The sequence below is a fragment of the Brevundimonas sp. NPDC058933 genome, assembly GCF_049315965.1.
Taxonomy (GTDB): domain Bacteria; phylum Pseudomonadota; class Alphaproteobacteria; order Caulobacterales; family Caulobacteraceae; genus Brevundimonas.
Genome location: NZ_JBMOSL010000001.1, coordinates 463,170 through 487,237, shown reverse-complemented (window position 1 = coordinate 487,237; position 24,068 = coordinate 463,170). Strand labels below are relative to the sequence as shown.

Sequence of the window (24,068 nt, the reverse complement as noted above, 5' to 3'; positions counted from 1 at the left end):
CCTCAGCCCTCCATGCCGACGTGCAGCAGGCCGTCCTGAAGCTTGACCGGGAAGCTGCGCACGGCCACCGAGCACGGGGCGTCCACCGGCGCGCCGGTCTTCACGTTGAAGGTGCCCTGATGCAGCGGGCATTCGATCAACTCGCCGTCGAGGAAGCCGTCGGACAGGCTGGCCTGCCCGTGGGTGCACAGATCGGCCGTGGCGAAATATTCGCCGTCCACGACATAGAGGGCGATGCTGAGGCCATTGGCGCTGGCCTTGGCCACGCCGTGCTCTTCGAGGGCCGAGGGCGGCAAGGTCGCCACCCACGACAGGGTCGCGGCTTCGGTCATGCGGGGTACACCAGACTGTTGGGGATCATTTCGGAGTCGAAGACGACGACGCGCTCGACAAAGCGCAGGCGGTCGCCGTCGCGGACGATGCGGTCATGGCAGACGGCGGACAGGATGATGTCCGACTGCTTGTCCACCAGGGTCTGCACCACCAGCAGGTTGTGGCGGACGCTGACGCTCGCCTCATCCTGAGCCGTCACGCGCGGCGCGGTGGGGAAACGGCGATAGTAGCGCGGGGCGTACATCTGGGTCCGCGTCAGGCCGGTCACCCGGTCCTTCAGCATCCCCCGGCTCTCGGCCTGCATGGTGCAAAGGGTGTAGCCGGCCTCATAGTTCTCGCGTGGGATCACCCGATACAGGCAGTCCTCGGTGAAGAAGTCGGGCCAGGCGTGCAGATCGACGTCGTCCAGCACGCCGTAATAGGCGTCGTACAGGTCGCGGATTTCGTCGCGGGCGATGGTCTCGGTCATGCTCACAGGCCCATGACCTTGCGCCAGTAGCGGTACATGCCGCGCACGGCGGTTTCCGTGACCTGGTGATCGGTCGGCGCGATCTCACGACCGCCCATCTGCAGAATGAAGTGCCGGTCCGGCGAACCGGCGGCGCCCTGCTGGGTCATTTCCAGAACCTCGCCGTCGTCGGCCGAGACGAAGCCGGCGGGGCCGAACAGATTGGCCTGACGCGTGCGGCGCAGGCGCATCTCCGGCGTGTCGTCGGCGTAGCACCAGTGGGTCCAGTGGAAGTCGAAGCCGGCGACGCCCTTGGGCACGATCTGGCGCGTGGTCAGGCTGTTGACCTGCTGTTGCAGGATCACGCTGGGGAAGATGGTGATCATCCCGACGGTTTCCTCGCCGGGAAACTCCTGCACCACGTCCATGACGCGGGGATCTTCCAGCACCAGATCGCTCTGGAAGTTGCGGATGTCGGACATGGCTTCCGACGCCTGCTGCTCGCCCTTCCGCGAGATCAGGATGCCGTGACGGCCTTCGTCGTCGATATCCACGGCGGACTTCTGGTCGGCGCGGAACAGGCCGAAGGTGGCGAAGAACACATGCAGCAGGCCCGCATGATAGGGGTCCTTGATGTTCTCCTGCATCTGCTTCCAGTTGGCCGGGATGTGCTGACGGTTGTAGCCCAGCACCTCCAGCTTCCGGCCGTCATAGACGCGGGTATAGTGCTTCCAGAACTTCTCGCCGAGATACTCGCGGAAGGGCGGCGTCTCGTCCGAGAAGGTGGCCCAGACCACGCCGTTGACCACCTCGACACGCAGCTTGTTCAGGCTGTGGTCCTTGGGATCGAAGTCCGACGGCATGCCGCCCTGACGCTTGACGCCGCGACGGAAGGGCACGCCCTGCAGGTCGCCGTTCAGCGCATAGGACCACTGGTGATAGGGGCAGATCAGCTCCTTGGAGTGGCCGGTGCGGGTCTGGCAGAACTTGACGCCCTTGTGGGCGCAACGGTTCTCGACGACCGAGATCTCGTCCTCGGCTGAGCGAACCATGACGCAAGGCTTCTCGCCCAGGGTCGTCGTCTTCCAGTCGCCGACCTCGGCCAGCTCGCACTCCAGACCGACATAAAGCCAGTGCGGCCCATACCAGATCTTCTGCAGTTCCTCGGCGTAGATCGCGGGGTCCGTATAGACCCAGTAGGGCACGGCGGCGTCGACGTCGGCCGGCCATGCGCGTCGGTTTTCGCCTTCCGGCGGGCGCACTGGGATGTTCACTGAAAAAGCTCCCGGACAAGAATTCGAAGCAGCGATCTCATGTCGCCGTTGACCGCATTCGTGTCGTGGTTTTTGATCTATGTCAAACGCGTTGCATACTGTGCATAGCGTAAGGGAGATCACAAATGGCTGAACGCATCATCATCCTGGGGGCCGGACACGCCGGCGGCGCGACCGCTATCGCCTTGCGTGACTTGGGTTTTTCGGGCTCCCTCCTCGTCGTCGGCGACGAGGCGCACCCCCCCTACGAACGTCCAAGCCTGTCCAAGGAATACCTGTCCGGCGCAGAGGCCGATCCGGTGTGGTTGGCGCCCGTCGAACGATGGACCGAGCTGGATGTGACCCTGAAACTGGGCGCCGAAGCCGTCGCTATCGACCGCGACAGGGGTGAGATTCGTCTGGCCGACGGATCGGTCGAGCCCTTCGACAAGCTGGTGCTGGCCATGGGCGGCCGGGTGCGCCGCCTGCCCCTGCCCGACCACCCTGCCGTCCGCTACCTGCGCACCGCCGACGACGCCCGCGCCATCGCGGCGGCGGCCGAACCGGGCGCCCGCGCTCTGGTGATCGGCGGCGGCGTGATCGGGCTGGAGGCGGCTTCGACCCTGCGGGGCCTCGGTCTGACCGCCACGGTGATCGAGGCGGGTGAGCGCCTGCTGGGCCGCAACGTCCCGGCTGAGGCCGCCGAATGGCTGGCCGCCGCCCACGCCCGCATCGGCGTCGAGGTGAAGCTGGGCCGATCCTTGCGGGCGCTGGACAACGCGCCGGACGGCTCAGTTATTGCCCGACTGGACGACGGCTCGACTATTGAGGCCGACCTGATCGTCGTCGGCATCGGCATCATCCCTTCGACAGAGATGGCCGAGGCTGCGGGCCTGCCGGTCGCGGGCGGGGTTCTGGTCGGTGATGACTATCGCTCGCCCGCTGACGACCGCATCTTCGCCGTCGGTGATCTGGCCGCCCGGGTCCGCGACGGCGCCGCCGCCCGACTGGAGACCTGGGCCCACGCCCGGACCTCGGCGCGCGCCGCCGCTCTCGCCATCCTGGGTCAGCCTGCCGAAATAGAGCCTACGCCCTGGTTCTGGACCGCCCAATGCGGCCACAACCTGCAAATCCTGGGCGATCCCGCAGCAGGCGATGCGGTCGTGGCGCGCGGCGAGGCGGTGCGCCTCTACCTGCGCAACGGCGTGCTGGTCGGCGCTGTCTGCCTGGACCAGCCGCGAGACTTCGCCACGGCGCGCCGTCTGATGGGCAAAAGTCTGATCGCTGAGACCGCGAGCGATCCCGCGACTGACCTGCGCAAGGCCGCCGCCTGAACCGTCAGAACGACGGGCGGACGCCGCCCGTCGCCAGCGTAATCTCGTCGCAGACCTCGATCAGGCGTTCGCGCGCCTGATCGTCGTATTCCGCCTTGAATACGTCCGTGGCCAGAACCGTAGCGGTAAAGATCGCTTCGCCCTGCAGGTCGAAGATCGGCACAGCGGTCGCGCGCAATCCGGGGATCAGATTTCCCCGGACGGCCGAATAGCCGTCCCTCTGGACGCGCGTCCGAAGCTCTTCGACATTCACGGGCTGAAACTGCGGCTGGGTCTCGCGCTCGACCATCTGCCGCGTCGCCGCCGGGGGCCGGAAGGCCAGAAACACATGGCCCGTCGCCGAACTCAGCAGCGGCAGGGGCGAGCCGACCATCAGCGAGGTCGAGATGGCGGGCGTGCCCATGATCCAGCGCACCACGATCGGGCCGGTCGGCCCCAGCGCGCCCATCTGCACCGTCCGCCCCGTTTCCGCGACATAGTCGGTCAGGGCAATCGCCGCCTCGCGAAAGCTGTCCATCCGCGACAGGGCGGCCAGCCCCAGGCGCAAAGCGCCCGAACCCAGCTCATACCGCCCCGTCGCCGCATCCTGACGCGCCATGCCCGCCGCGATCAGACTGGCGAGATAGCGGTGCGCCTGCGATGACGACAGGTCGGATGCCTGAGCGATCGCCCCAAGCGCCGCTCCCCCGTTCTGCGACGCCAAAACGTCCAGCACGCGCAGGCCAATACCCACCGACTGAATTCCCTGACGTCGATCCCCCGCTTCGCTCATAGAGTCGCCCGTTATCGTGAAGGCTCAATGATGTCAGAGCCAGGCCTTAAGCCCAACCACAAAGCGCACGGCGTCCGGATCCAGCCCGCGCGCCTTGACGTAGTCAGCGGTGTTACCCAGCGAGCGCGTCCACTCGACGCCGACATAGGGTGCAAACTCCTTGCGGATTTCGTAGCGCAGGCGAAGGCCCGCTGTGACCGAGGTCAGCCCCGCCCCGATCTCCAGCTCGGGAATGTCGCTGGTGGAAATCGCCACTTCGATAGCCGGCTGCAGAATCCATTTCTGGGTGATGCGCTGGTCGTACTCGGCCTCAGCGCGTGCGGTCAGGTCACCCTCGGTTGACAGGAAGGCGGCGGCGCTCATCTCGAACCAATAGGGGGCCACGCCCTGAACCCCGACAGTCAGGTGGGTGGTGTCGTCACCGTCCGAGCGGAAGTCCTGGCGCACGCCCGCCTGCACGTCCCAGAAGGGCGCGACGGCGCGGCTGTAGAGCGCCTGAACCTCGGCCTCGTGCAGCTTGCCGTCCAACGCGCCCTCCCCCTCGGTCTTCCACCAAAAGCGGTTGATGTCGCCGCCGCTCCAGCCCTGGGCGTTCCAGCTATAGCCCTCCTCGCCGTCGCCGAAACCGGCCTCGAGCGTGTCGATCAGGACGGCGGTCGTGCGCACGTCGCCGTTCTCGGCCAGCAGTTGTTTACGCGAGGCGGCCATGACGGCCGGGTCGAACAGCAGGTCCGCCGCATGGGCGGGCGCGGCGCGGGCTGCAGCCGGCGGCGGCGTCTCGACCATGCGTCCGTCGGCGGCGTCGACACTGGTCGGGATGTTCGGCGCGCCGGTCGCCATGCCGCTCATGTCGTGCCCGGCGTGGGGGTCGGCGGCAGGCGTCTGGCCCATGTCGTGGCCAGCGTGCGGGTCAGCCGCCAGCGCCATGTTGTGACCGGCATGAGGGTCGGCGGCGGGGGCCGTCTGCATCCCGCTCATGTCATGCCCTGCATGCGAGTCGGTCGCAGCCGCCGGAGCGGCGCTCATGTCATGACCCGCGTGCGGGTCCGCCGCCACCGGGGTCGCAGGCGCAGCAGGCCGAGGCGCGGCGGCGCGTGGCTTGGGGTTGGGCGCGGGTCTCGGGCGCGCCTGCGGCGGACGAGCGGGCGCGGCCTGGGCGCCGTGGCCTGCATGCCCCCCGTGGGCCTGGGCGACGGCCGAACCGGCGGCCAACATCAGGGGCAGAACCGCGACGGCGGCGAACAGGGCGCGGCTCATCGGGCGGCGCCTTCCAGCGGACGAACCGTGACGACGTTGAACATCCCCGCATGCATGTGCATCAGCAGATGGCAGTGGAAGGCCCAGTCGCCCGGCGCGTCGGCGGTCAGGTCGAAAGTCACCTTCGAGCCTGGCGCCACATTGACCGTGTGCTTCAGCGGCTGATGGCCGTCGTGACCGTTGACCAGTTCGAAGAAGTGGCCGTGCAGGTGGATCGGGTGGGCCATCATGGTGTCGTTGACCAGGGTGACGCGGACCCGCTCGTTCAGCTCGAAGCGGATCGGCTCGACCAGCTCCGAAAACTTGCGCCCGTCGAAGCCCCACATGAACCGTTCCATGTTGCCGGTCAGGTGGATTTCCATGCTGCGCGACGGCGGGCGCGTGTCCTTGTTCGGCTCCAACGAGCGCAGGTCGGTATAGACCAGCACCCGGTGATCGACGTCCTGCAGGCCCTGCGGCCGCTCGCCCAGACGGTTGGCAGGCGCGGGCGAAATCATATCCACCCCGACGCCGACCGCCATGTCGGCTGGGGCGTTGGCCGGGTCGCGCATGCTCATGGCGCCGTGGTCCATCGGCGCGGCGGCGGCTCCCGCCGCTGCACCATGAGCCGAATGGTCCATCCCCGCCATTGAGCCGTGGTCCATGCCGCCCATGCCCATATCGGCCATGGTCAGGTTCGGCGCCTTGCGCAGCGGCGGAACCTCGGCCGTCATGCCCAGACGCGGCGCCAGGGTGGCGCGGCCCATGCCCGAGCGGTCGATGGCTTCGGAGACGATGGTGTAGGCCCGATCCTCGGTCGGACGGACGATGACGTCATAGGTCTCGGCGACCGAGATCTGGAACTCGTCGATCTCGACTGGACGCACATGCTCGCCGTCGGCTTGGACGACGGTCATGGCCAGACCCGGGATCCGGACATTGAAGATCGACATGGCCGAAGCGTTGATGACGCGCAGACGCACCCGCTCGCCGGGCCGGAACAGGCCGGTCCAGTTCTCCTGCGGGCCGTGGCCGTTGATCAGATAGGTATAGGTCGTGCCGTTGACGTCGAGGATGTCGCGCGGGTCCATCCGCATCCCGCCCCACATCCGGCGCTCGGCCAGATCCATCCCGTCCGCGCCGTCCAGCAGGCCGGCCAGCGTGGTCTTCTGCATGTTGAAATAGCCGGGGCTCTTCTTCAGCTTGGCCAGGATTTCGTGCGGATGCAGGAAGCTCCAGTCCGACAGGACCAGAACATGCTCGCGGTCATAACCGACCGGATCGACGCCCGCCGGGTCGATGACGATGGGGCCATAGTGGCCCATGGCCTCCTGCATCCCCGAATGGCTGTGATACCAGTACGTGCCCGACTGCCTGATCGGGAACTCATAGACGAAGGTCTCGCGCGGCTTGATGCCGGGGAAGCTGATCCCCGGCACCCCGTCCATCTGGAACGGCAGCAGCAGGCCGTGCCAGTGGATCGAAGTGTCCTCGTCCAGGGTATTGGTCACCGACAGGCGCACGTTCTGCCCCTCGCGCATTCGCAGCAAGGGCGCGGGCAACATGCCATTGACGGTGAAGGCGTGGCCCGTGCGGCCGCCGACGGTGAAGTTGGAGTGGCCCACGGTCAGGTCGATGTTGGGCCCCGTCAGCGTCGGCAGGTCGGCGCGCAGCCCCGGCGACCCCGTCTGCGCCCAGGCCGGCATCAGGCCTTGAAGACCAAAAATGCCTCCGCCCAGCGCGGCGCCATGCAGCAGTGTTCGACGATCAAGAGGGCCGCTGATCATGGCTACGCACATCCTTTCGGAAACAATCTTCCGGTTGGATAGACCATCACGACTGGCCGTTGACCTTCCCATGACAGGAAGGTTTAGAGGAGAGAGACTCGAACGACGAAAGGGTCTTCCCATGCCTGCCCCCGCCTCCAGAATCCTTGATCTGCCTGTGATCGGCATGACCTGCGCCAGTTGTGTCGGGCGGGTGGAGAAGGCCCTTCGCGCCGTGCCCCGCGTCAATGAGGCGCACGTCAATCTGGCGACGGAACGGGCCCGCGTCGTCATGGACGCCGAAGGATCACCGGCTGCGGTCGCCGTCGCCATCCGCACCGCCGGCTATGAGCCGCTGGAAGAAGAGATCGCCTATCCAGTCCGCGACATGACCTGCGCCAGCTGCGTCGGCCGGGTGGAGAAGGCGCTTGCCGCCGTGCCTGGCGTGCTGACCGCCAGCGTCAACCTGGCCACCGAACGGGCTACAGTCCGCTTCCTTTCCGGCGCCGTCGCCTTCCCCGATCTGGCCGCCGCCGTGCAGCAGGCCGGCTACGTTCTCGAACAACCCGATCAGGCCGACGCCGACGCGGGCGACCGCGAGCAGGCCGCCCGCGCCGCCGAGATCCGCAACCTGGGCCGCGCCGTCCTGATCGCCGGGATCGCCACCCTGCCCCTGTTCGTGCTGGAGATGGGCTCGCACTTCATCCCCGGCATGCATCACTGGCTGGCCGAAACCATCGGCGTGCAGACTTGGCGGGTGGTCAGCTTCGTCCTGGCCAGCTTCGTCCTGTTCGTTCCGGGCCTGATCTTCTTCCGCAAGGGCGTCCCCGCCCTGCTGCGCCGCGCGCCGGACATGAACTCTCTGGTGGTGCTGGGCGCCAGCGCCGCCTGGGCATTCTCGACGGTCGCCACCTTCGCCCCCGGCGTGCTGCCGACCGGCACGGCCAACGTCTATTTCGAGGCCGCCGCCGTCATCGTCACGCTGATTTTGGTCGGGCGCTGGATCGAGGCCCGCGCCAAGGGGCAGACCAGTCAGGCCATTCGCCGCCTGATGTCGATGCAGGCCAAGACCGCCCGCGTCCTGCGCGACGGCATTGAGCAAGATGTGCCGATCGACAGCGTCCAGGCCGGCGACCTGATCGCCGTCCGCCCCGGCGAGCGCGTCCCCGTCGACGGCGTCGTCACCGAAGGGTCGTCTTACCTCGACGAATCCATGCTGACCGGCGAACCCATCCCGGTCGAAAAAGGCGTGGGAGCCAAGGTTGTCGGCGGCACGCTGAACACCACGGGCGCCTTTCGCTTCGAGGCGCAGCAGGTCGGCGCCGAAACGGTTCTGGCCCAGATCGTCCGCATGGTTGAAACCGCCCAAGGCGCCAAGCTGCCCATTCAGGCCCTGGTGGACCGCGTCACCGGCTGGTTCGTGCCAGCCGTCATGGCCATCGCCGTCCTGACCTTCGCCGTATGGTATCTGTTGGCGCCCGAGCCGGCGCTGGGCATGGCCCTGGTCGCCGCCGTCTCGGTGCTGATCATCGCCTGCCCCTGCGCCATGGGTCTGGCGACGCCGACCTCGATCATGGTGGGCGTAGGCCGCGCCGCCGAACTGGGCGTCCTGTTCCGCAAGGGCGAGGCGCTGCAAGCCCTGCAAGGGGTTCAGGTCATCGCCTTCGACAAGACCGGCACCCTGACGGCGGGTCGCCCCGAACTGACCGACCTGACCGTCGCCGAGGGCTTTGACGAGGCTGAGGTCCTGGCCCTGGTCGCCGCCATCGAGGGACAGTCGGAACACCCCGTCGCCCGTGCACTGGTCGAGGCCGCCGCCGCGCGCGGCCTGAGCATCGCCCGCCCCGAGACTTTCGATTCCATCCCCGGCAAGGGCGTGGCGGGCGTGGTCGAAGACCGTCGCATCGAAGTCGGCGCCGACCGCTACATGGCCGAACTGGGCCACGACGTCACCGTCTTCGCCGAAGCCGCCGCCCGTCTGGGCGACGAGAGCAAGACGCCGCTCTACGCCGCCATTGACGGCAAGCTCGCCGCTGTCATCGCCGTGGCCGACCCGATCAAGCCGAGCACGGCCGCCGCCATCCAGGCCATGCATGGCCTGGGCCTGAAGGTGGCCATGATCACCGGCGACAACCGCCGCACCGCCGCCGCCGTCGCCCGCCTGCTGGGCATCGACGAGGTCCACGCCGAGGTCATGCCCGACGGCAAGGTGGCCGCGATCAACGCCCTGAAGGCCGGCGGTCGCCGCGTCGCCTTCGTCGGCGACGGGGTCAACGACGCCCCGGCCCTGGCTACCGCCGATGTCGGCCTGGCGGTCGGCGGCGGCGCCGACGTGGCCATCGAGAGCGCCGACGTCGTCCTGACCGGCGGCGACCTGCGTGGCGCGGTCAACGCCATCGGCCTGTCGCGCGCCACCATGAGCAACATCCGTCAGAACCTGGCCTGGGCCTTTGGCTACAACGTCCTGCTGATCCCGGTGGCGGCGGGCGTTCTCTATCCCGCCTTCGGCTATATGCTGTCGCCTATGCTGGCGGCGGGAGCCATGGCCCTGTCCAGCGTCAGCGTCGTGTTGAACGCCCTGCGCCTGCGCGCTTTCAAGCCCGCCAACGAAGGAGCCGCCCAATGAACATCGGCAAGGCCTCTCTCGCCACCGGCGTCTCGGCCAAGATGATCCGCTACTACGAATCCGTCGGCCTGATCCGACCGTCCGAGCGGACCGAGAGCAACTATCGCGACTTCAGCGAGCGCGATCTGAACGATCTGCGCTTCATCCGCCGCGCCCGCAGCCTGGGATTTTCAGTCGAGGAGATAGCCCGCCTGCTGTCCCTGTGGCGCGATCACAATCGCCCGAGCCGCGAGGTAAAGGCGCTGGCCGAGAAACACGTCGCCGACCTGGACGCCCGCATCGTGGAGATGCAGGCCATGGCGGACGCCCTGCGCGACCTCTCCCGTTGCTGCGCCGGCGACGATCGCCCCGAATGCCCCATCCTGTCGGATCTCGCAGGCAGGGCGCCCTCGGATATCCAGAGCACCGGTAGGAAGAGATAGGTCGAAAAATCGAAAGCCGACTAGGCGCCCGGATGAGCGGAGCCCAAGGCGGCCTTCGCTACAACCGCGAGAAAACCCAGAATCACGATTGATCCCAGAACCAGAAGGGTTCTGAAATGCCGGTGGAGAAAATAGAGAATTTCGCCCGCCATCGCCGCTTTCCAGTGATACGCGCCCCATATTGGCACAACACTGGACAAACGCAGCAACAACCGTGCGTGACCGGTTAGACGAGGCGACTTTGAACGACGGCGGCGCCAATGAAGCTGGCGAACAGCGGGTGCGGCTTGAACGGGCGGCTCTTCAATTCGGGGTGGTACTGGACGCCGATGAACCACGGATGGTCCTGACGCTCGACCGTCTCGGGCAGGACGCCGTCTGGCGACAGTCCGGCGAAGACCAGGCCGGCCTTCTCCTCGATCGCGTCGCGATAGTTGATGTTCACCTCATAGCGGTGACGGTGACGTTCGCTGATCTCGGTCGAGCCGTAGATTTCGGCGATCCTGGAGCCTGCCTTCAGCGTGGAATCATAGGCTCCCAGCCGCATGGTGCCGCCCAGGTCGCCGCCCTGCTGTCGCAGCACGCGCTGGTTGCCCTGCGTCCACTCGGTCATCAGCCCGACCACGGGTTCCGCCGCCGGGCCGAATTCCGTTGAGGTCGCCTTAGGGAAACCGGCCAGATTGCGAGCGGCCTCGATCACCGCCATCTGCATTCCGAAGCAGATGCCGAAATAGGGAATCTTGCGCTCCCGCGCAAAGCGAGCCGCCTCGATCTTGCCCTCCGCGCCGCGCTCGCCGAAACCGCCGGGAACCAGCACGGCGTGTGCGCCCTGCAAGCGTTGTTCGCAGGCCTCCGGGTCGCCTTCAAAGGTGTCGGCCTCGACCCAGTCGATGTTGACCTTGACGTTGTTGGCCACGCCGCCGTGGTGCAGCGCTTCGATCAGGGATTTATAGGCATCCTTGAGCACGGTGTACTTGCCGACCACGGCTATGGTGACTTCGCCGTCGGGGTGCAGGCGGCGACGCACGATCTCTTCCCAGCTCGACAGGTCAGGCTCGGGCGCGTCGGTGATGCCGAAGTGCGCCAGGACTTCGCTGTCCAGACCTTCGTGGTGGTAGTCCAGCGGCACAGCGTAGATGTCGGCCGAATCCATAGCCTGGATTACGCCGCTCTCCCGGACGTTGCAGAACAGGCCGATCTTGCGCTTTTCGTCAGCAGGGATCGGCTGCTCGCAACGGCACAACAGGATATCCGGCTGGATGCCGATGGAGCGCAGTTCCTTGACCGAGTGTTGCGTCGGCTTGGTCTTCATCTCGCCAGCCGTCTTGATGAACGGCAGCAGGGTCAGGTGAACAAAGCACGACTGGCCTCGCGGCAGGTCCTGCCCCAGCTGGCGAATGGCCTCAAAGAAAGGCAACCCCTCGATGTCGCCGACTGTGCCACCGATCTCGACCAGGACGAAGTCCACGTCCTCGCCGTCATCGGTCTTGGCCGGGCTGAGGCAGAACTGCTTGATCTGATCGGTGACGTGCGGGATGACCTGAACGGTCGCGCCCAGATAGTCGCCGCGACGCTCCTTCTCCAGGATGGTCGAATAGATGCGCCCGGTCGTGACATTGTCCGACTTGGCCGCCGAGACGCCCGTAAAGCGCTCGTAGTGGCCCAGATCGAGGTCAGTCTCTGCGCCGTCGTCGGTCACGAAGACCTCGCCGTGCTGATAGGGGCTCATCGTGCCCGGATCGACGTTGAGATAGGGGTCCAGCTTACGCAGACGGACCTTGTAACCTCGTGCCTGCAGAAGAGCGCCGAGAGCGGCGGAGGCGAGGCCTTTTCCTAGCGAGGAAACCACGCCGCCGGTGATGAACACATAGCGAGCCATGGGCGGACACCTTACTCCATGATTCGCGGCGGGAGCATGGCCCGACGCAAAACAACTGTTGAACAAAAGAAGAAAGCGCGCCCTGCGGCGCGCTTTCGAGGATTTCGTAGCTGTCGGCGGCTTACTGCGCCGGAGCGGCCGGAGCCTGCGAAGAAGCAGCCGGAAGGCTGGCTTCCAGATCGTCCAGCGACGGAGCGACCGGAGCAGCCGGCGTGGGAGCCGCCGGAGCGGTTGGAGCCGTCTGCTGTTCGTTGCCGACTGCAATGGCGCCGACGGCGTCAGCGTCGATCACCGAGCGCGAGCCGCGAGCGAAGTTGCCGGCGACGGTCAGGCTGATGGCGCACACGAAGAAGAGCACGGCCAGAACCGAGGTGGCCCGCGTCAGCAGGTTGCCCGCGCCGCGCGCAGTCATGAAGCCCGACGGGCCTCCGCCCATGCCCAGGGCGCCGCCCTCAGAGCGTTGCAGCAGGATCACGGCCGTCAAGGAGACCGAGATCAGGATCATGGCGACGAGAAGGATGGTCTGGAGCATGGTGTCAATCATGTGGGCGCGCAGATGCGCCGATCAAGCGGCGGCGTCTAACACCGATGCGGGACCGGGGCAAACGCCGAACGAGTAGAGACGTGAAATCCTGCGCCTAGGCGGCGCGGATGATGCCCAGGAAATCCTCGGCCTTCAGCGAAGCGCCACCGACCAGAGCTCCGCCGACTTCGGCCACAGCGAGAATTTCGGCCGCGTTCGACGGCTTGACCGAGCCGCCATACAGGATCGGCGCAACGCGACCGCCCTCGCCCAGCCTGGCCACCATGGCTGCACGCACGGCGGCGTGGACTTCCCCGATCTGTTCGAGTGTCGGCGTCAGGCCGGTGCCGATGGCCCATACCGGTTCATAGGCCACTGCAAACGCCTTGCCCGACAGGCTGTCCGGCAGCGAACCCGCGACCTGACGGCTGACGACCTCGACGGCCTGCCCCGCTTCGCGCTGCGCCAGGGTCTCACCGATGCAGATGATGGGCTCCAGATCAGCGGCCAGAGCAGCCTCGACCTTGGCGGCGACATCGGCGTCGGTCTCGCCGAAGCCTGCCCGACGTTCTGAGTGGCCTAGAATCACCAAGGTTGCGCCCGCGTCAGCCAGCATGGCGGCCGACACCGAACCGGTAAAAGCGCCGGACACTTCGGCGTGGCAGTCCTGACCGCCCAGTTCGACAACGCCGCCCGCCAGGGCGCGCGCCATTCTTTCGGTCAGGGTTGCAGGCGGGCATAGGGCCACGCGACAGTCTGCAGGCTGTTGCTGCAAGGCTTTCGCCAGGGTTTCAGCCTCGCCCAGACTCGCGCCCAGACCGTTCATTTTCCAGTTGCCGGCGACCAGCTTCACAGATTGTTTCATGGCGGCCTGTTTAGGCGCCGTTGTCGCGGAAGCCAAGATGTTGGGTTGCGTCCGCTTGCGGCGCCCTAGGGACTGCCCCTATAGGCGAGCGTGGCGCCCCTTTGACGCCGGCCCTCGTCAGGTTCTCTCTCGATGATCACGCTGTTCCGCAACTTCTCCAAGTCGAAATGGGCTGCGGGCCTGTTCGCCTTGATCATCCTCAGCTTCCTGATTGTGGGGGCGCAATCGGATGTCTTCTCGAGCTTTGGTCCCAAGCATGTGATCGACGCGGGCGAACGAAGCGTCAGCGGGCCGCAGTTCCGCGCCGACTTCGAGCGCGTGCGCAACAATCTGCAAGAGCAGGCCGGCCGCCCCGTGTCCTTCGAAGACATGGTCAAGGAGAACATCCACACCCAGTTCCTGGAAAGCCAGACGCAGCGTATGGGCTTCCTCGCCTGGGCCTGGAACGCTGGCATCCGTCCCGGCAAGGAACTGGTTCTGAAAGAAATCCGCCAGATCCCGGCCTTCTTCAACCAGGTGTCAGGCCAGTTCGATCAGGATCGCTATGAGCAGGCTCTGGCCGCTCAGGGCATGACCTCGGCGATGCTGGAGCAGGACCTGCGTGACCAGTATGTCGCCAGCCAGTTCGGCGCCGCCGTCTTCGCCGGCGCCCGCGTGCCCCGCATCTATGGCGCGCTTCTGGCGGGCCAGGCGCTGGAGAGCCGCGACGGTCGCTGGTTCACCGTGACGCAGGCGATGGCCGGATCGGCCTCCGCTCCGACTGACGCACAACTGACCGCTTTCCTGAATGAAAACGCAGCTCAACTGCGTCGTCCCGAGTTCCGCATGATCTCGATCGTGCTGTTCAACCCCGGCCCCGGCAGCCAACCGACCCCGATCTCCGAAGAACGCATCCGCGAACGCTTCGAGTTTCGCAAGGCCGCCCTGTCGAACGCCGAGAAGCGCACCTTTGTGACGCTGACGCTTCCGAACAAGGCCGCCGCCGACAAGGTCGCTGCCGACCTGCGCGCGGGCAAGACCCCAGCCGAAGTCGCTGCAACCAACAAGATCGAGGTCAGCAGCTACAACGACACCCCGCAAAGCGCCTTGGGTGATCCCGCCGTCGGCGCCGCCGTCTTCGCCCTGCCCGCCAACCAGGTCTCCAACCCGATCCAGGGACGTCTGGGCTTCACCGTCGCCAAGGTGACCGCGGTCGCCGCCGGAGCGCCTGCAACTCTGGAAAGCGTCCGCAGCGCCCTGGTGGAGGAGCTGCGCGCCGAAGACGTGAAGGGCGAAACCTACGCCAAGGTCGAGAAGTACGAAAAGGCCCGTCAGGAAGGGAAAAACCTGGCCGATGCGGCGCAGTTGGTTGGCGCCCGCCTCGTGCAACTGCCCCCCTTCACCGCTGACGGCCGTCTGCCGGACGGCCAGCCGCTGAACGCCCCGCGCCAGATTTTCGAGTCAGCCTACTCCCTGTCCAAGGGCGGCGAGAGCGACATCATCGACGCGGGCGAAGGTCAGTACTTCGCCGTCCGCGTGGACGACATTCGTCCGGCTTCGTTGCCGACCCTGGCCGAGGTCCGCGCGCCGCTGGCCCAGCAATGGACCCTGCGTGAAAACGCTCGCCGTCTGTCGGCCAAGGCCGAGGAACTGGCCGGTCGCGTCCGCGCTGGCGAGGACATCGCCAAGGTCGCCGCTTCGGCTGGCGCTCAACTGACCGCCCGCACCGGCGTCCAGCAGAGCCAGGCCAGCCAGACCGAACTGGGCGAAGGCGTCCTTCGCGGCCTGTTCGGTCAGGGCAAGGGCCAGGTCTTCACCGGCGCCCAGTCGGAAACCAGCTTCGTGGTCGGCCACGTCGACGCCATCCACGGCGCCGTCCCGGCTCTGGCCGCGCCGCTGGTCGAGCAGGTCCGCCCGCGCCTGACCCAGGCGCTGGCCAACGCCATGGTCGAGCAAAGCTTCGCAGCCGCCGCAACGCGCATGAAGGCCAAGAACGACCCGGCGGCCGCCATCGCCGCGCTGGGGATCGAAGCCCCCGCCGCCGCTCCGGCGGCTCCGGCCCCCGCGCCTGCGAAGAAATGAGTGCAGGCGTCGGACATGAGGCTGAACGCGCCGCGTTTGTCTCTGGCCTGAGCGCAGGCCGCCCCCAGGTCGTCGTGCGTCGCCTTATCGACGACCTGGAGACGCCCGTTTCGGCCTTTCTCAAGGTCGGTCACGGGCGGCCCTACGCCAGCCTGCTGGAGTCGGTCGAAGGCGGGGCGGTCAACGGCCGCTATTCGATCGTCACCCTGGCCCCCGACGTGGTCTGGCGCTGCCGTGACGGCCAGGCCGAGACCGCGCGGGGCGAGGCTGTCCTGTCCGATCGCTTCATCGCCGAAGACCGGCCCGCGCTGGAATCCCTGCGCGCCCTGATCGCCGCCACCCGGTTCGACCTGCCGGACGACCTGCCGCCGATGGCCGCCGGTCTGTTCGGCGTCTTCGGCTACGACATGGTGCGTCTGCTGGAGCCGCTCGGCCCCGCAAACCCCGACCCGCTCAACCTGCCTGACGCCGTCATGGCCCGGCCGTCGCTGGTCGCCATCTTCGATTCGGTGAAGCACGAGATCGTCTTGATCGCGGCCGCCTATCCCGATGGCGCCGCAGACGCAGACACGGCCTTCACCGCCGCCGTCGCGCGTCTGGACGACTTCGAGGACCGGCTGCGCAGCCCTCTGCCGATCCAGCGTGAGGCCGATCAGGTTCCGGCCCCCGACTTCCATTCGCCCGTCGACGCCAAGAGCTTCGACGCCATGGTCGCCCGCGCCAAGGACTACATCACGGCGGGCGACATCTTCCAGGTCGTCCTCAGCCACCGCTTCTCGGCGCCGTGGAGTCAGGACCCGTTCGCCTTCTATCGGTCCCTCCGCCGCGGCAACCCCTCGCCCTATCTCTTCTTTCTCGACTACGTCGACTTCCAGCTGGCCGGGTCCAGCCCGGAAATTCTGGTCCGGCTGAAGGACGGTCGCGTCACTATCCGCCCCTTGGCCGGCACGCGCCCGCGCGGCGCCACGCCGGAACTGGACCGGGCGCTGGAAGCCGAGCTTCTGGCCGATCCCAAGGAACGCGCCGAACACCTGATGCTGCTCGACCTGGGCCGCAACGACGTCGGTCGCGTCTCATCGCCTGGCTCGGTCGAGGTGACGGAAAGCTTCGTCGTCGAACGCTACAGCCAGGTCATGCACATCGTCTCCAACGTGCACGGCGCCGCTGATCCCAGGCTGGATGCGGTGGACACCCTGCTGGCGGCGCTGCCCGCCGGGACCCTGTCAGGCGCGCCCAAGGTTCGCGCCATGAGCATCATCGACGAACTGGAAACCGAGAAGCGCGGCGTCGGCTACGGCGGCGGCGTGGGCTATATCTCGGCCAATGGCGAGGCGGACATCTGCATCGTCCTGCGCACCGCCATGTTCGCCCAGAACAAGATCTTCGTTCAGGCCGGCGCCGGCGTCGTGGCCGACAGCGATCCTGCGGCCGAATACGCCGAAACCCTGGCCAAGGCACGCGCCCCGATGAAGGCGGCCGAGGACGCGTGGCGATTCAACGCGACGACTCGCGGCCAGGGCGCCGACGGCAAGATCTAAGGATTGGAAACCGTGGAACCCTGGTCGAACGACACGCGGGGGCCCACGACCATGGTCCCCGCCAGAAGCACCGCCGCCGTCGCGGCGAAGGCGGCCGCCGCCAGCAGGCGTAGCGGTTTCGGCTGTTCGATGGGCGGCTCGTTCAGCATGGCCCGGGCGTCGCGGATGGCGTTCATGGCGGTCAAGACGGATTTCTTCCGATGGCGATGCTCCTGTATCGCGCGGACAGCTTAACGTCCGCTTTCCTCCCGCCTTCGCTTGGCGCGTCATCCCTCCCGTCCTAAGAACCCTGCCATGATCCTCGTCGTCGATAACTACGACAGCTTTACCTACAACCTGGTCCACTACCTCGCGGAGCTGGGCGCCCAGACTCATGTCATCCGCAACGACGACCTGACGGTGGAAGAAGCCTGGGCCTTGAAGCCCGAGGCCGTGCTGCTGTCGCCCGGCCCCTGCGCGCCGGATCAGGCCGGCATCTGCCTGCCCCTGATCACGACCGCGCCGCTCGACATGCCCATCTTCGGCGTCTGCCTGGGCCATCAGGCCATCGGTCAGGCCTTCGGCGGCGACGTCATTCGCGCCAAGACGCTGATGCACGGCAAGACCTCGCCTATCGAGCATGAGGGCCGCAGCCTCTTCGCCGGCCTGCCCTCGCCCTTCACCGCCACCCGCTATCACTCTCTGGCCGTGCGTCGCGAAACCCTGCCGGATGAGCTGGAAGTCACCGCCTGGACCGCCGACGGCGAGATCATGGGCCTGGCCCACCGCGCCCGGCCGATCCACGGCGTGCAGTTCCACCCGGAATCCATCGCCACCGAACACGGCCACGACATGATCGCCAACTTCCTCGACCTGGCGGGCGTCAAGCGCCTGGCTATGGTCTGACGACATGGACGGTTTCAAGCCTTTGCTGGCCAAGCTGGTGGACGGGCGCGTCCTGACGTCGGATGAGGCCCACGACTTCTTCTCCGCCTGTCTGCGCGGCGAGCCGACCCCGTCCCAGGTCGCCGCCGCCGTCACCGCCCTGCGCATCCGCGGCGAAACGGTGGACGAGATCGTGGCCTTCGCCACCGCCATGCGCGACGCCGCCCTGTCGCTGGATCATCCGTTCGACGAGGTGATCGACACCTGCGGCACCGGCGGCGATGGCCAGCACACCTATAATGTCTCGACCGCCGCCGCCTTCGTTCTGGCGGGCGCGGGGCTCAAGGTCGCCAAGCACGGCAACCGCGCCATCAGCTCCAAGTCTGGCTCCTCCGACGTCCTGGCGGCGCTGGGCGTCAACCTCGACGCCACCATCCCGCAACAGGCCCGCGCCCTGGATCAGGCCGGGATCGCCTTCCTGTTCGCTCCCACCTATCACGGGGCCATGCGTCACGTCGGCCCGGTCCGCGCCGAGATCGGTTTCCGCACGGTTTTCAACCTTCTGGGACCGCTTTGTAATCCAGCACACGCGAACCGTCAGGTCATGGGCGTCTATGATCCGGCCCTGCTGAAGCCTCTCGCCGAGGTCCTGGGCCGCCTCGGCGCCCGGCGCGCCTGGACCGTCCACGGTCAGGGTCTGGACGAACTGACCACCACAGGCCCGACCGAGGTGGCCGAGTGGAAGGAGGGCGCCGTCCGCCGCTTCATCGTCACGCCCGCCGACGCAGGCCTGCCGCTGGCCACGCTGGCCGATCTGCGCGGCGGCGACGCCGAGCATAATGCAGCCGCCCTGACGACCCTGCTGGCGGGCGCGCCCGGCCCCTATCGCGATATCGTCGTGCTGAACGCCGCCGCCGCCCTGGTCGTGGCCGACCGCGCCGCCGACCTGCGTGAGGGCGCCGAACTGGCCGCCGCCGTCATCGACGACGGCCGCGCGGCTGCTGCGCTGGAAACCCTGGTGCGCGTCACCAACACCCCCATCGAACCGGAGGCCGCATGACCGACGTTCTGGCGAAGATCGCCGCCTACAAGCGCGAAGACGTGGCCGCCCGCAAGCTTGCCACCTCTCAGGACGCCATCGAGGCCCTCGCCGCCCAGGCCTCAGCCCCGCGCGGCTTCCGCGCCGCCCTCGAACGCGTCGCCGAGGAAACGGGCCGCCCCGCCCTGATCGCTGAGATCAAGAAGGCCAGCCCGTCCAAGGGCCTGATCCGCGCCGACTTCGACCCGCCCGCCCTGGCCAAAGCCTATGCGTGCGGCGGCGCGACCTGCTTGTCCGTCCTTACCGACGGCCCCAGCTTCCAGGGCGACGACGCCTTCCTGGCCGCCGCCCGCGACGCGGTCGCCCTGCCTTGCCTGCGCAAGGACTTCCTGGTCGATCCCTGGCAGGTGGCCGAGAGCCGCGCCCTGGGCGCCGACTGCATCCTCATCATCCTGGCCATGGTCGACGACGTCCTGGCCGCCGACCTGCTGGCCGAGGCCGAGCGCTTCGGCATGGACGCCCTGATCGAGACCCACGACGAAGCCGAAATGGCCCGCGCCTGCAAGCTGGGCGGCGATCTGGTGGGCGTCAACAATCGCAGCCTCCGCACCTTCGAGGTCGACCTCGACGCCACCGAGCGCCTGTCCATGCTCAGCCCGGTCAAAGCCCTGCTGGTGGCCGAAAGCGGCATCTTCACCCCCGACGACGTCCAGCGCGTCGCCGACGCCCACGCCCAAGCCATCCTCGTAGGCGAAAGCCTGATGCGTCAGGACGATGTGGAAGCGGCGACGAAGGCCCTGCTGTCGTTAAGCTAGTGTCGGATATCGGCTTGGCAGGAAATGTCCGCAGTCGACCCGTCGCGGACATTGCGGCTTTCAGCCGCGCGCCTTCTCTAGGATGAGCAAAGCTGGCTTGCTCGTCCTCTCACAACGCTTTTTCCCCATAGACGCCTCACAATGCGAACATCGACGTTGTTGCCCACAGCGCATCTATCAGAAGGGTAAAGACGTACCCTGTCCCGCACCCCGTCAGCCACAACGTAAGCGACCCGATATGAACCCATTTCGGTCTCGCTCATTCCAAAGCCAATAAGCTTGCCACTGACGGCAGTGCTTTGCCCGATTGGCCATAGGAGCATTAGGACGAAGAAAAGAATGAGCGAAGTGACGCCGAGGGTCGTTAGGCAGCCACCGGCGTTGGCACCATTGATGTGCCACCAAAGCTTCGCGTTTTTGGCGAGATCGTCCATGCCGCATCTCCAGAAGGTAGCAGGCTATCGGCTGATACGTCCGCTTCCCACCCATAAGCGAACTTCGGTTTACGCCCCCTATCTGAAGTTGGGGGCGTCCGCTTTTTGGCCGCTGGGCCAAGGCCCGGTTTGGGGCCAGATGCCTATGTGGCAGTCGACCCGTTGCAAACATGCGGAAGGTCCGCTTTCTGTCAGGGGCGGGGATGTCTGGTCTGGCCGGGCCAATGACGGAGGGAGACCAGTTGATGATATCCGGGGCTGCCGATACGGTCAGTCCATGATCGCAGCGCTCGTCTCAGTTCTAGCCCTTCAGGTTCCTTCAATCCCGCCCGCCCTACCTCAGGATCCGGGGCCTGAGCGGAGATCTGCCGCTTCAGCGCTTTTCAATCCTGATCCGAACACTTCGGAAAATAGTTGGGGGCTCCAGATTGCTGCGAGCAAGTTTGCCGGGGACGTCCTGAGCGAGCGCAACGCCAACGCTTATGATCGTGACACGCTTCTCTCCGATCGCTTCATCGCGCGCGTGAGGGCTGCGCCAGGCCCGTTGATCGATGAGGCAATCCATTGTGTCGCCGAGCCTTTAGCGCAAAGTCTCTACGTGCCAGATTTGGAGGCGCTAAAACATTTCGCCCGAAGCCCCGTCGGTCGACGGTTCTGGGACCACTACGTGCAAAGCCAACCTTGGCAAGCCTGTTTCGCCGTCCCTGTTCGAAGGCACCTCGAACGCTATGTTGAAGACGATTTGGCCGCCGTAATCACTGAGACACCGGTTCGGTAGCGTCTTATCGTCAGCCGTCATAGACGTTCGCAAGGCCCGCTTGCGGGCCAGGGCGCGGATGGTTGGTTTTAGGCTTGGAGCCAATGTCTGCAATCCTCCCATATGCGACGTTCAGAGGGACTGCTTTGAGTGGCAAAGCCTCCTGCCGGTGGAACTCCCGCCGACCACTGGGTTCCAGCGCCCACGCCAGTTGAATGCGGTCGAGTTGACATTCAGCAAGAACACTTACAGAACATCGGCAACGGTTCACGCCTTGTTCTGGAAGCCTTGCGACCATGCTCACCAAGAAGCAGCACGAACTCCTGATGTTCATTCACGAACGGATTCAGGAAACGGGCGTCTCGCCCTCCTTCGACGAGATGAAGGAGGCGCTGGATCTGGCGTCCAAGTCGGGCATCCACCGCCTGATCACGGCGCTGGAGGAACGCGGCTTCATCCGCCGTCTGGCCCACCGCGCCCGCGCGCTGGAAGTGACCAAGCTGCCGGAACAGGCCACGGCGGGCGCGCCGCGCGGCCACGCGGGCTTCAAGCCCGGCGTGATCGAGGGCGGCGGTCGTCCCAAGACGGCCGAACCCGCCAACGACACCCGCGAACTGTCGATGATGGGCAAGATCGCGGCCGGCACCCCCATCGACGCCATTGAGCATGAAACCGCCCGCTATCCGGTCCCGGAAGCCATGCTGGGCGCGGGCGAACACTATCTGCTCGAGATCGAGGGCGACTCGATGATCGAGGCCGGCATCCTCAACGGCGACATGGTCATCATCAAATCGACCGCCGACGCCTCGTCCGGCGAGATCGTCGTGGCCTTGGTCGAAGGCGAGCAGGCCACGCTGAAACGCCTGCGCAAGAAGGGGGCCTCCATCGCCCTGGAGCCCGCCAACCGCAACTACGAGACCAAGATCTACGGCTCGGATCAGGTCGCGGTTCAAGGCAAGCTGGTCGGCCTTATCCGCCGCTATCACTGAAGTCGGGATTGGCCTGACGCGTCCAGGGCCTACGCCCTCGCACGTCAGCGGCCCACACCGCCTTCCAGCCCGCGTCGACACGCCACAGCTCGACCGAGCCGCCGCGCCCATAGTCCACGCCGTCCAGCACCAGCCGCCCTGCGCATGACCGCGGCAGCGAGGCCAGCTCGGCCCGGCTGCTGACGACCGCCGCCGAGCGACACAGACTATCCAGTTGTTCCGCCGTCGGCGTCCTCTTGCCCCACCAAAGCGCGACCGGCCCGGCCTGTTTCGTTTCCGGCGCGCAGAAGGATCGCTTGCAGGTCCAGCCCTCCTCCACGCGCGGCGTCAGTTCCAGCCCGCGCCGCCTCGACCACAGGTCCGCCGCGAACTGGCGCACGCCGGGACGCACCACGACCGCCGTCCCTGCCTGATGAAACGCCGCATTGGTCCCTCCATCGCCGATCCACAGGTCCGGCGCCGCCGGGCGCGGCCAGATCAGCACCGCCGCCGCCAGCGGCAGGCCCAGCCACCTCAACCGCCCCCGCCACAGACAGATGAACAGGATGCCGAGGAAGGCCACAGGCAGAGCCGCCGCCGGGGCGCTCGCCACCGTCTGCACCGCGCCCGGCAGACCCGCGGTCCAGTGGCCGATGGCCAGCATCATCTCCACCCCCTTGCCCGCCAGCCAAAGGAAGGGCGCGCCCAGCCCCAACGGCTCCAACGCCGCCCCCAGCGCCAGCGCCGGCATCAGGATGAAATCCGCAATCGGCGCCGTCCCCAGATTGGCGATCAAGCCATAGACGGCCGTCCTGTTGAAATGCTGCATGGCGAACGGCCCCGTCGCCATGCCCGCCACCAGGCTGGCGGTGCAGGCCACCAGCAGCCAGCTTCCCAGCCGCTGCGTCGCCACGATGGGCCAGGGCGCCGAAATCTCCTTGATCCGGCGCGGCCAGACCTCGACCAAGGCGACCAGAGCCGCCGTCGCCGCAAACGACATCTGGAACCCGGGCGTGACGATGGCCTCGGGCTGCAGCAACAGAACCGCAAAAGCCGCGACCGCCAGGGCGTGCATGGTCACCGCCTGCCGGTCCAGCAGGATGGCGACAAAGGCGATCGACGCCGTGATCGCCGACCGTTCCGCCGGCGGCGGCGCGCCCGACACCACCAGATAGGTCCCGACCGCGATCAGCCCCGCGACCGCCGCCACCTTCTTGCCCGACACCCTAAGCGCCAGCCATGGCCAGGCCGCGACGCCCAGCCGCACGGCGAAGAAGACGAAGCCCCCGACTATGGCCATGTGCAGGCCCGAGATCGACAGGATGTGCGCCAGCCCGGAATCGCGCATGGCGTCCAGATCCTCGCGCCCGATCCAGGTCTCGTGTCCTGTGGTCATGGCGGCGGCGATCCCGCCCGTCCGCTCGCCCAATCGCGCCACGATGCGCTGCGCCAAGGCATAACGCGCCGCATTGATCTTCATCGCCATTCGCACCCGCCAGGGCGGCTCGGGCAGGACCGTGGGCCGCGTCTGCCCCAGGGCGAACAGCGTCCCGCCCATCCCTTGGAAATAAGCGTTACGACCAAAGTCATAGGCCCCCGGACTGGCCGGCGACGGCGGCGGATTCAGAATGCCGTAGAGCCGCACCGCCGTCCCCGGCGCCGGGGGCTCGCCCCGTACGGTGGCCCTCAGCCGGACCGGCGTCGCCTCGGGCGCCAGCCCCCTTATCCTCACCGGGGCCACGACGATTCGCGCCCCGCGCTCGCCCGGGCTGTCCACATCCATGACCCAGGCCTCGACCACGGTCGGCTCGGCCAGGGCCGGTGCAATCGGCCCGCTGACCGCCTCGGTTCTCAGCTTGGCCACCGCCGCCCCGCCGCACAGACAGGCCAGCATCAGCAGGATCAGCGTCCAGCGCTTCGCCAGCCCAAACCGCCGCGCCGTCAGCCAGGCCCCGCTACTCAGCACCGCCGCCACGATCAACGGCCAGGTCGCCGGTTCGCTCTTCAAGGCGAAATAGGCCGCGCATCCGCCGCCGAAGAAGACCGGCGCCCACAACCGCCAGCGATCCGTCTGCGCCGCGACTTCATCGCGCACCGCGTCAAGAACCCTTAAGGCAAGGCTTCGCTTTGGCGCG

General features: G+C 67.0%; 21 protein-coding genes. 10 read left to right on the top strand and 11 right to left on the bottom strand.

Translation table 11 applies throughout. The features are described 5' to 3' along the window. Nucleotides 1-2: 2 nt before the first annotated feature. From ACOZBP_RS02335 to ACOZBP_RS02325, 3 genes are read right to left on the bottom strand one after another with little or no spacing between them, the layout of a single operon-like run. Nucleotides 3-332, bottom strand: a complete 330-nt coding sequence (locus ACOZBP_RS02335) for a non-heme iron oxygenase ferredoxin subunit (RefSeq protein WP_422674850.1) — start codon at nucleotides 330-332, stop codon at nucleotides 3-5. After that, nucleotides 329-802: an aromatic-ring-hydroxylating dioxygenase subunit beta gene (locus tag ACOZBP_RS02330; protein WP_422674849.1), complete on the bottom strand. Its 474-nt coding sequence runs from the start codon at nucleotides 800-802 to the stop codon at nucleotides 329-331. The genes ACOZBP_RS02335 and ACOZBP_RS02330 overlap by 4 nt, the downstream gene beginning before the upstream one ends. Before the next feature lie 2 nt (nucleotides 803-804). Then, nucleotides 805-2,055: an aromatic ring-hydroxylating dioxygenase subunit alpha gene (locus tag ACOZBP_RS02325; protein ID WP_422674848.1), complete on the bottom strand. Its 1,251-nt coding sequence runs from the start codon at nucleotides 2,053-2,055 to the stop codon at nucleotides 805-807. Nucleotides 2,056-2,180: 125 nt separating this feature from the next. On the opposite strand from ACOZBP_RS02325, the gene ACOZBP_RS02320 reads away from it, so the two are divergent. After that, nucleotides 2,181-3,368 carry an NAD(P)/FAD-dependent oxidoreductase gene (locus ACOZBP_RS02320; protein ID WP_422674847.1) on the top strand — a complete coding sequence of 396 codons (1,188 nt, stop codon included), beginning with the start codon at nucleotides 2,181-2,183 and terminating at the stop codon, nucleotides 3,366-3,368. 4 nt (nucleotides 3,369-3,372) lie between these two features. Here ACOZBP_RS02320 and ACOZBP_RS02315 read toward each other — a convergent pair whose 3' ends face one another. From ACOZBP_RS02315 to ACOZBP_RS02305, 3 genes are all read right to left on the bottom strand, one after another. Beyond that, nucleotides 3,373-4,101 (bottom strand): IclR family transcriptional regulator, encoded by a 729-nt coding sequence (locus tag ACOZBP_RS02315; RefSeq protein ID WP_422674846.1) that lies wholly within the window; start codon nucleotides 4,099-4,101, stop codon nucleotides 3,373-3,375. 72 nt (nucleotides 4,102-4,173) lie between these two features. Continuing rightward, the gene (locus tag ACOZBP_RS02310; protein ID WP_422674845.1) at nucleotides 4,174-5,397 is read right to left on the bottom strand and encodes a copper resistance protein B; all 1,224 of its coding nucleotides are present in this window, start codon (nucleotides 5,395-5,397) and stop codon (nucleotides 4,174-4,176) included. Then, on the bottom strand, nucleotides 5,394-7,163 hold the full coding sequence (locus tag ACOZBP_RS02305) for a copper resistance system multicopper oxidase (protein WP_422674844.1): 1,770 nt from the start codon (nucleotides 7,161-7,163) through the stop codon (nucleotides 5,394-5,396). Before ACOZBP_RS02305 ends, ACOZBP_RS02310 begins: the two co-directional genes overlap by 4 nt. A gap of 121 nt (nucleotides 7,164-7,284) precedes the next feature. Here ACOZBP_RS02305 and ACOZBP_RS02300 point away from each other — a divergent pair, with 121 nt between their 5' ends. Beyond that, entirely contained in the window at nucleotides 7,285-9,768 is a 2,484-nt protein-coding gene (locus tag ACOZBP_RS02300; protein WP_422674843.1) for a heavy metal translocating P-type ATPase, read from the top strand. Further along, on the top strand, nucleotides 9,765-10,190 hold the full coding sequence (cueR, locus tag ACOZBP_RS02295; protein ID WP_422674842.1) for a Cu(I)-responsive transcriptional regulator: 426 nt from the start codon (nucleotides 9,765-9,767) through the stop codon (nucleotides 10,188-10,190). The genes ACOZBP_RS02300 and cueR overlap by 4 nt, the downstream gene beginning before the upstream one ends. A 226-nt stretch (nucleotides 10,191-10,416) precedes the next feature. Here cueR and ACOZBP_RS02290 read toward each other — a convergent pair whose 3' ends face one another. The 3 genes from ACOZBP_RS02290 to tpiA form a co-directional block, all read right to left on the bottom strand. Further along, nucleotides 10,417-12,069 carry a CTP synthase gene (locus ACOZBP_RS02290; protein WP_422674841.1) on the bottom strand — a complete coding sequence of 551 codons (1,653 nt, stop codon included), beginning with the start codon at nucleotides 12,067-12,069 and terminating at the stop codon, nucleotides 10,417-10,419. A 121-nt stretch (nucleotides 12,070-12,190) separates the two neighbouring features. Then, nucleotides 12,191-12,601: a preprotein translocase subunit SecG gene (secG, locus tag ACOZBP_RS02285; RefSeq protein ID WP_422674840.1), complete on the bottom strand. Its 411-nt coding sequence runs from the start codon at nucleotides 12,599-12,601 to the stop codon at nucleotides 12,191-12,193. A 106-nt stretch (nucleotides 12,602-12,707) separates the two neighbouring features. After that, on the bottom strand, nucleotides 12,708-13,457 hold the full coding sequence (gene tpiA / locus ACOZBP_RS02280; RefSeq protein ID WP_422674839.1) for a triose-phosphate isomerase: 750 nt from the start codon (nucleotides 13,455-13,457) through the stop codon (nucleotides 12,708-12,710). A 132-nt stretch (nucleotides 13,458-13,589) separates the two neighbouring features. Here tpiA and ACOZBP_RS02275 point away from each other — a divergent pair, with 132 nt between their 5' ends. Next, the gene (locus tag ACOZBP_RS02275; RefSeq protein WP_422674838.1) at nucleotides 13,590-15,518 is read left to right on the top strand and encodes a peptidyl-prolyl cis-trans isomerase; all 1,929 of its coding nucleotides are present in this window, start codon (nucleotides 13,590-13,592) and stop codon (nucleotides 15,516-15,518) included. Beyond that, the gene (gene trpE / locus ACOZBP_RS02270) at nucleotides 15,515-17,056 is read left to right on the top strand and encodes an anthranilate synthase component I (protein ID WP_422674837.1); all 1,542 of its coding nucleotides are present in this window, start codon (nucleotides 15,515-15,517) and stop codon (nucleotides 17,054-17,056) included. The genes ACOZBP_RS02275 and trpE overlap by 4 nt, the downstream gene beginning before the upstream one ends. On the opposite strand, the gene ACOZBP_RS02265 is transcribed toward trpE, so the two are convergent. Beyond that, nucleotides 17,053-17,232 (bottom strand): hypothetical protein, encoded by a 180-nt coding sequence (locus ACOZBP_RS02265; protein ID WP_422675473.1) that lies wholly within the window; start codon nucleotides 17,230-17,232, stop codon nucleotides 17,053-17,055. The two genes, trpE and ACOZBP_RS02265, sit on opposite strands and share 4 nt — an antisense overlap. Nucleotides 17,233-17,350: 118 nt before the next feature. Between ACOZBP_RS02265 and ACOZBP_RS02260 the strand changes: the two genes are divergently transcribed. The 5 genes from ACOZBP_RS02260 to lexA all read left to right on the top strand — a co-directional run bounded on the left by ACOZBP_RS02260 (nucleotide 17,351) and on the right by lexA (nucleotide 21,954). Then, complete coding sequence (locus ACOZBP_RS02260) at nucleotides 17,351-17,941, top strand: anthranilate synthase component II (RefSeq protein ID WP_422674836.1); 591 nt, start codon at nucleotides 17,351-17,353, stop codon at nucleotides 17,939-17,941. Nucleotides 17,942-17,945: 4 nt separating this feature from the next. Continuing rightward, the gene (trpD, locus tag ACOZBP_RS02255; protein ID WP_422674834.1) at nucleotides 17,946-18,980 is read left to right on the top strand and encodes an anthranilate phosphoribosyltransferase; all 1,035 of its coding nucleotides are present in this window, start codon (nucleotides 17,946-17,948) and stop codon (nucleotides 18,978-18,980) included. Further along, nucleotides 18,977-19,774, top strand: coding sequence for an indole-3-glycerol phosphate synthase TrpC (trpC, locus tag ACOZBP_RS02250; protein WP_422674833.1), 798 nt, complete (start codon nucleotides 18,977-18,979; stop codon nucleotides 19,772-19,774). Before trpD ends, trpC begins: the two co-directional genes overlap by 4 nt. Before the next feature lie 711 nt (nucleotides 19,775-20,485). After that, entirely contained in the window at nucleotides 20,486-20,986 is a 501-nt protein-coding gene (locus ACOZBP_RS02245; RefSeq protein WP_422674831.1) for a hypothetical protein, read from the top strand. Nucleotides 20,987-21,261: 275 nt separating this feature from the next. Beyond that, entirely contained in the window at nucleotides 21,262-21,954 is a 693-nt protein-coding gene (gene lexA, locus ACOZBP_RS02240; protein ID WP_422674830.1) for a transcriptional repressor LexA, read from the top strand. Here lexA and ACOZBP_RS02235 read toward each other — a convergent pair. Continuing rightward, entirely contained in the window at nucleotides 21,935-24,028 is a 2,094-nt protein-coding gene (locus ACOZBP_RS02235) for a ComEC/Rec2 family competence protein (protein WP_422674829.1), read from the bottom strand. The two genes, lexA and ACOZBP_RS02235, sit on opposite strands and share 20 nt — an antisense overlap. Nucleotides 24,029-24,068 lie beyond the last annotated feature (40 nt).

Bases quoted from the DNA above. Each gene is read 5' to 3' on its own strand.
- ACOZBP_RS02335 (WP_422674850.1), bottom strand. From the start codon at position 332: ATGACCGAAGCCGCGACCCTGTCGTGGGTGGCGACCTTGCCGCCCTCG.
- ACOZBP_RS02330 (WP_422674849.1), bottom strand. From the start codon at position 802: ATGACCGAGACCATCGCCCGCGACGAAATCCGCGACCTGTACGACGCC.
- ACOZBP_RS02320 (WP_422674847.1), top strand. From the start codon at position 2,181: ATGGCTGAACGCATCATCATCCTGGGGGCCGGACACGCCGGCGGCGCG.
- ACOZBP_RS02310 (WP_422674845.1), bottom strand. From the start codon at position 5,397: ATGAGCCGCGCCCTGTTCGCCGCCGTCGCGGTTCTGCCCCTGATGTTG.
- ACOZBP_RS02305 (WP_422674844.1), bottom strand. From the start codon at position 7,163: ATGATCAGCGGCCCTCTTGATCGTCGAACACTGCTGCATGGCGCCGCG.
- ACOZBP_RS02300 (WP_422674843.1), top strand. From the start codon at position 7,285: ATGCCTGCCCCCGCCTCCAGAATCCTTGATCTGCCTGTGATCGGCATG.
- cueR (WP_422674842.1), top strand. From the start codon at position 9,765: ATGAACATCGGCAAGGCCTCTCTCGCCACCGGCGTCTCGGCCAAGATG.
- ACOZBP_RS02290 (WP_422674841.1), bottom strand. From the start codon at position 12,069: ATGGCTCGCTATGTGTTCATCACCGGCGGCGTGGTTTCCTCGCTAGGA.
- secG (WP_422674840.1), bottom strand. From the start codon at position 12,601: ATGCTCCAGACCATCCTTCTCGTCGCCATGATCCTGATCTCGGTCTCC.
- tpiA (WP_422674839.1), bottom strand. From the start codon at position 13,457: ATGAAACAATCTGTGAAGCTGGTCGCCGGCAACTGGAAAATGAACGGT.
- ACOZBP_RS02275 (WP_422674838.1), top strand. From the start codon at position 13,590: ATGATCACGCTGTTCCGCAACTTCTCCAAGTCGAAATGGGCTGCGGGC.
- trpE (WP_422674837.1), top strand. From the start codon at position 15,515: ATGAGTGCAGGCGTCGGACATGAGGCTGAACGCGCCGCGTTTGTCTCT.
- ACOZBP_RS02265 (WP_422675473.1), bottom strand. From the start codon at position 17,232: ATGAACGCCATCCGCGACGCCCGGGCCATGCTGAACGAGCCGCCCATC.
- ACOZBP_RS02260 (WP_422674836.1), top strand. From the start codon at position 17,351: ATGATCCTCGTCGTCGATAACTACGACAGCTTTACCTACAACCTGGTC.
- trpD (WP_422674834.1), top strand. From the start codon at position 17,946: ATGGACGGTTTCAAGCCTTTGCTGGCCAAGCTGGTGGACGGGCGCGTC.
- trpC (WP_422674833.1), top strand. From the start codon at position 18,977: ATGACCGACGTTCTGGCGAAGATCGCCGCCTACAAGCGCGAAGACGTG.
- ACOZBP_RS02245 (WP_422674831.1), top strand. From the start codon at position 20,486: ATGATCGCAGCGCTCGTCTCAGTTCTAGCCCTTCAGGTTCCTTCAATC.
- lexA (WP_422674830.1), top strand. From the start codon at position 21,262: ATGCTCACCAAGAAGCAGCACGAACTCCTGATGTTCATTCACGAACGG.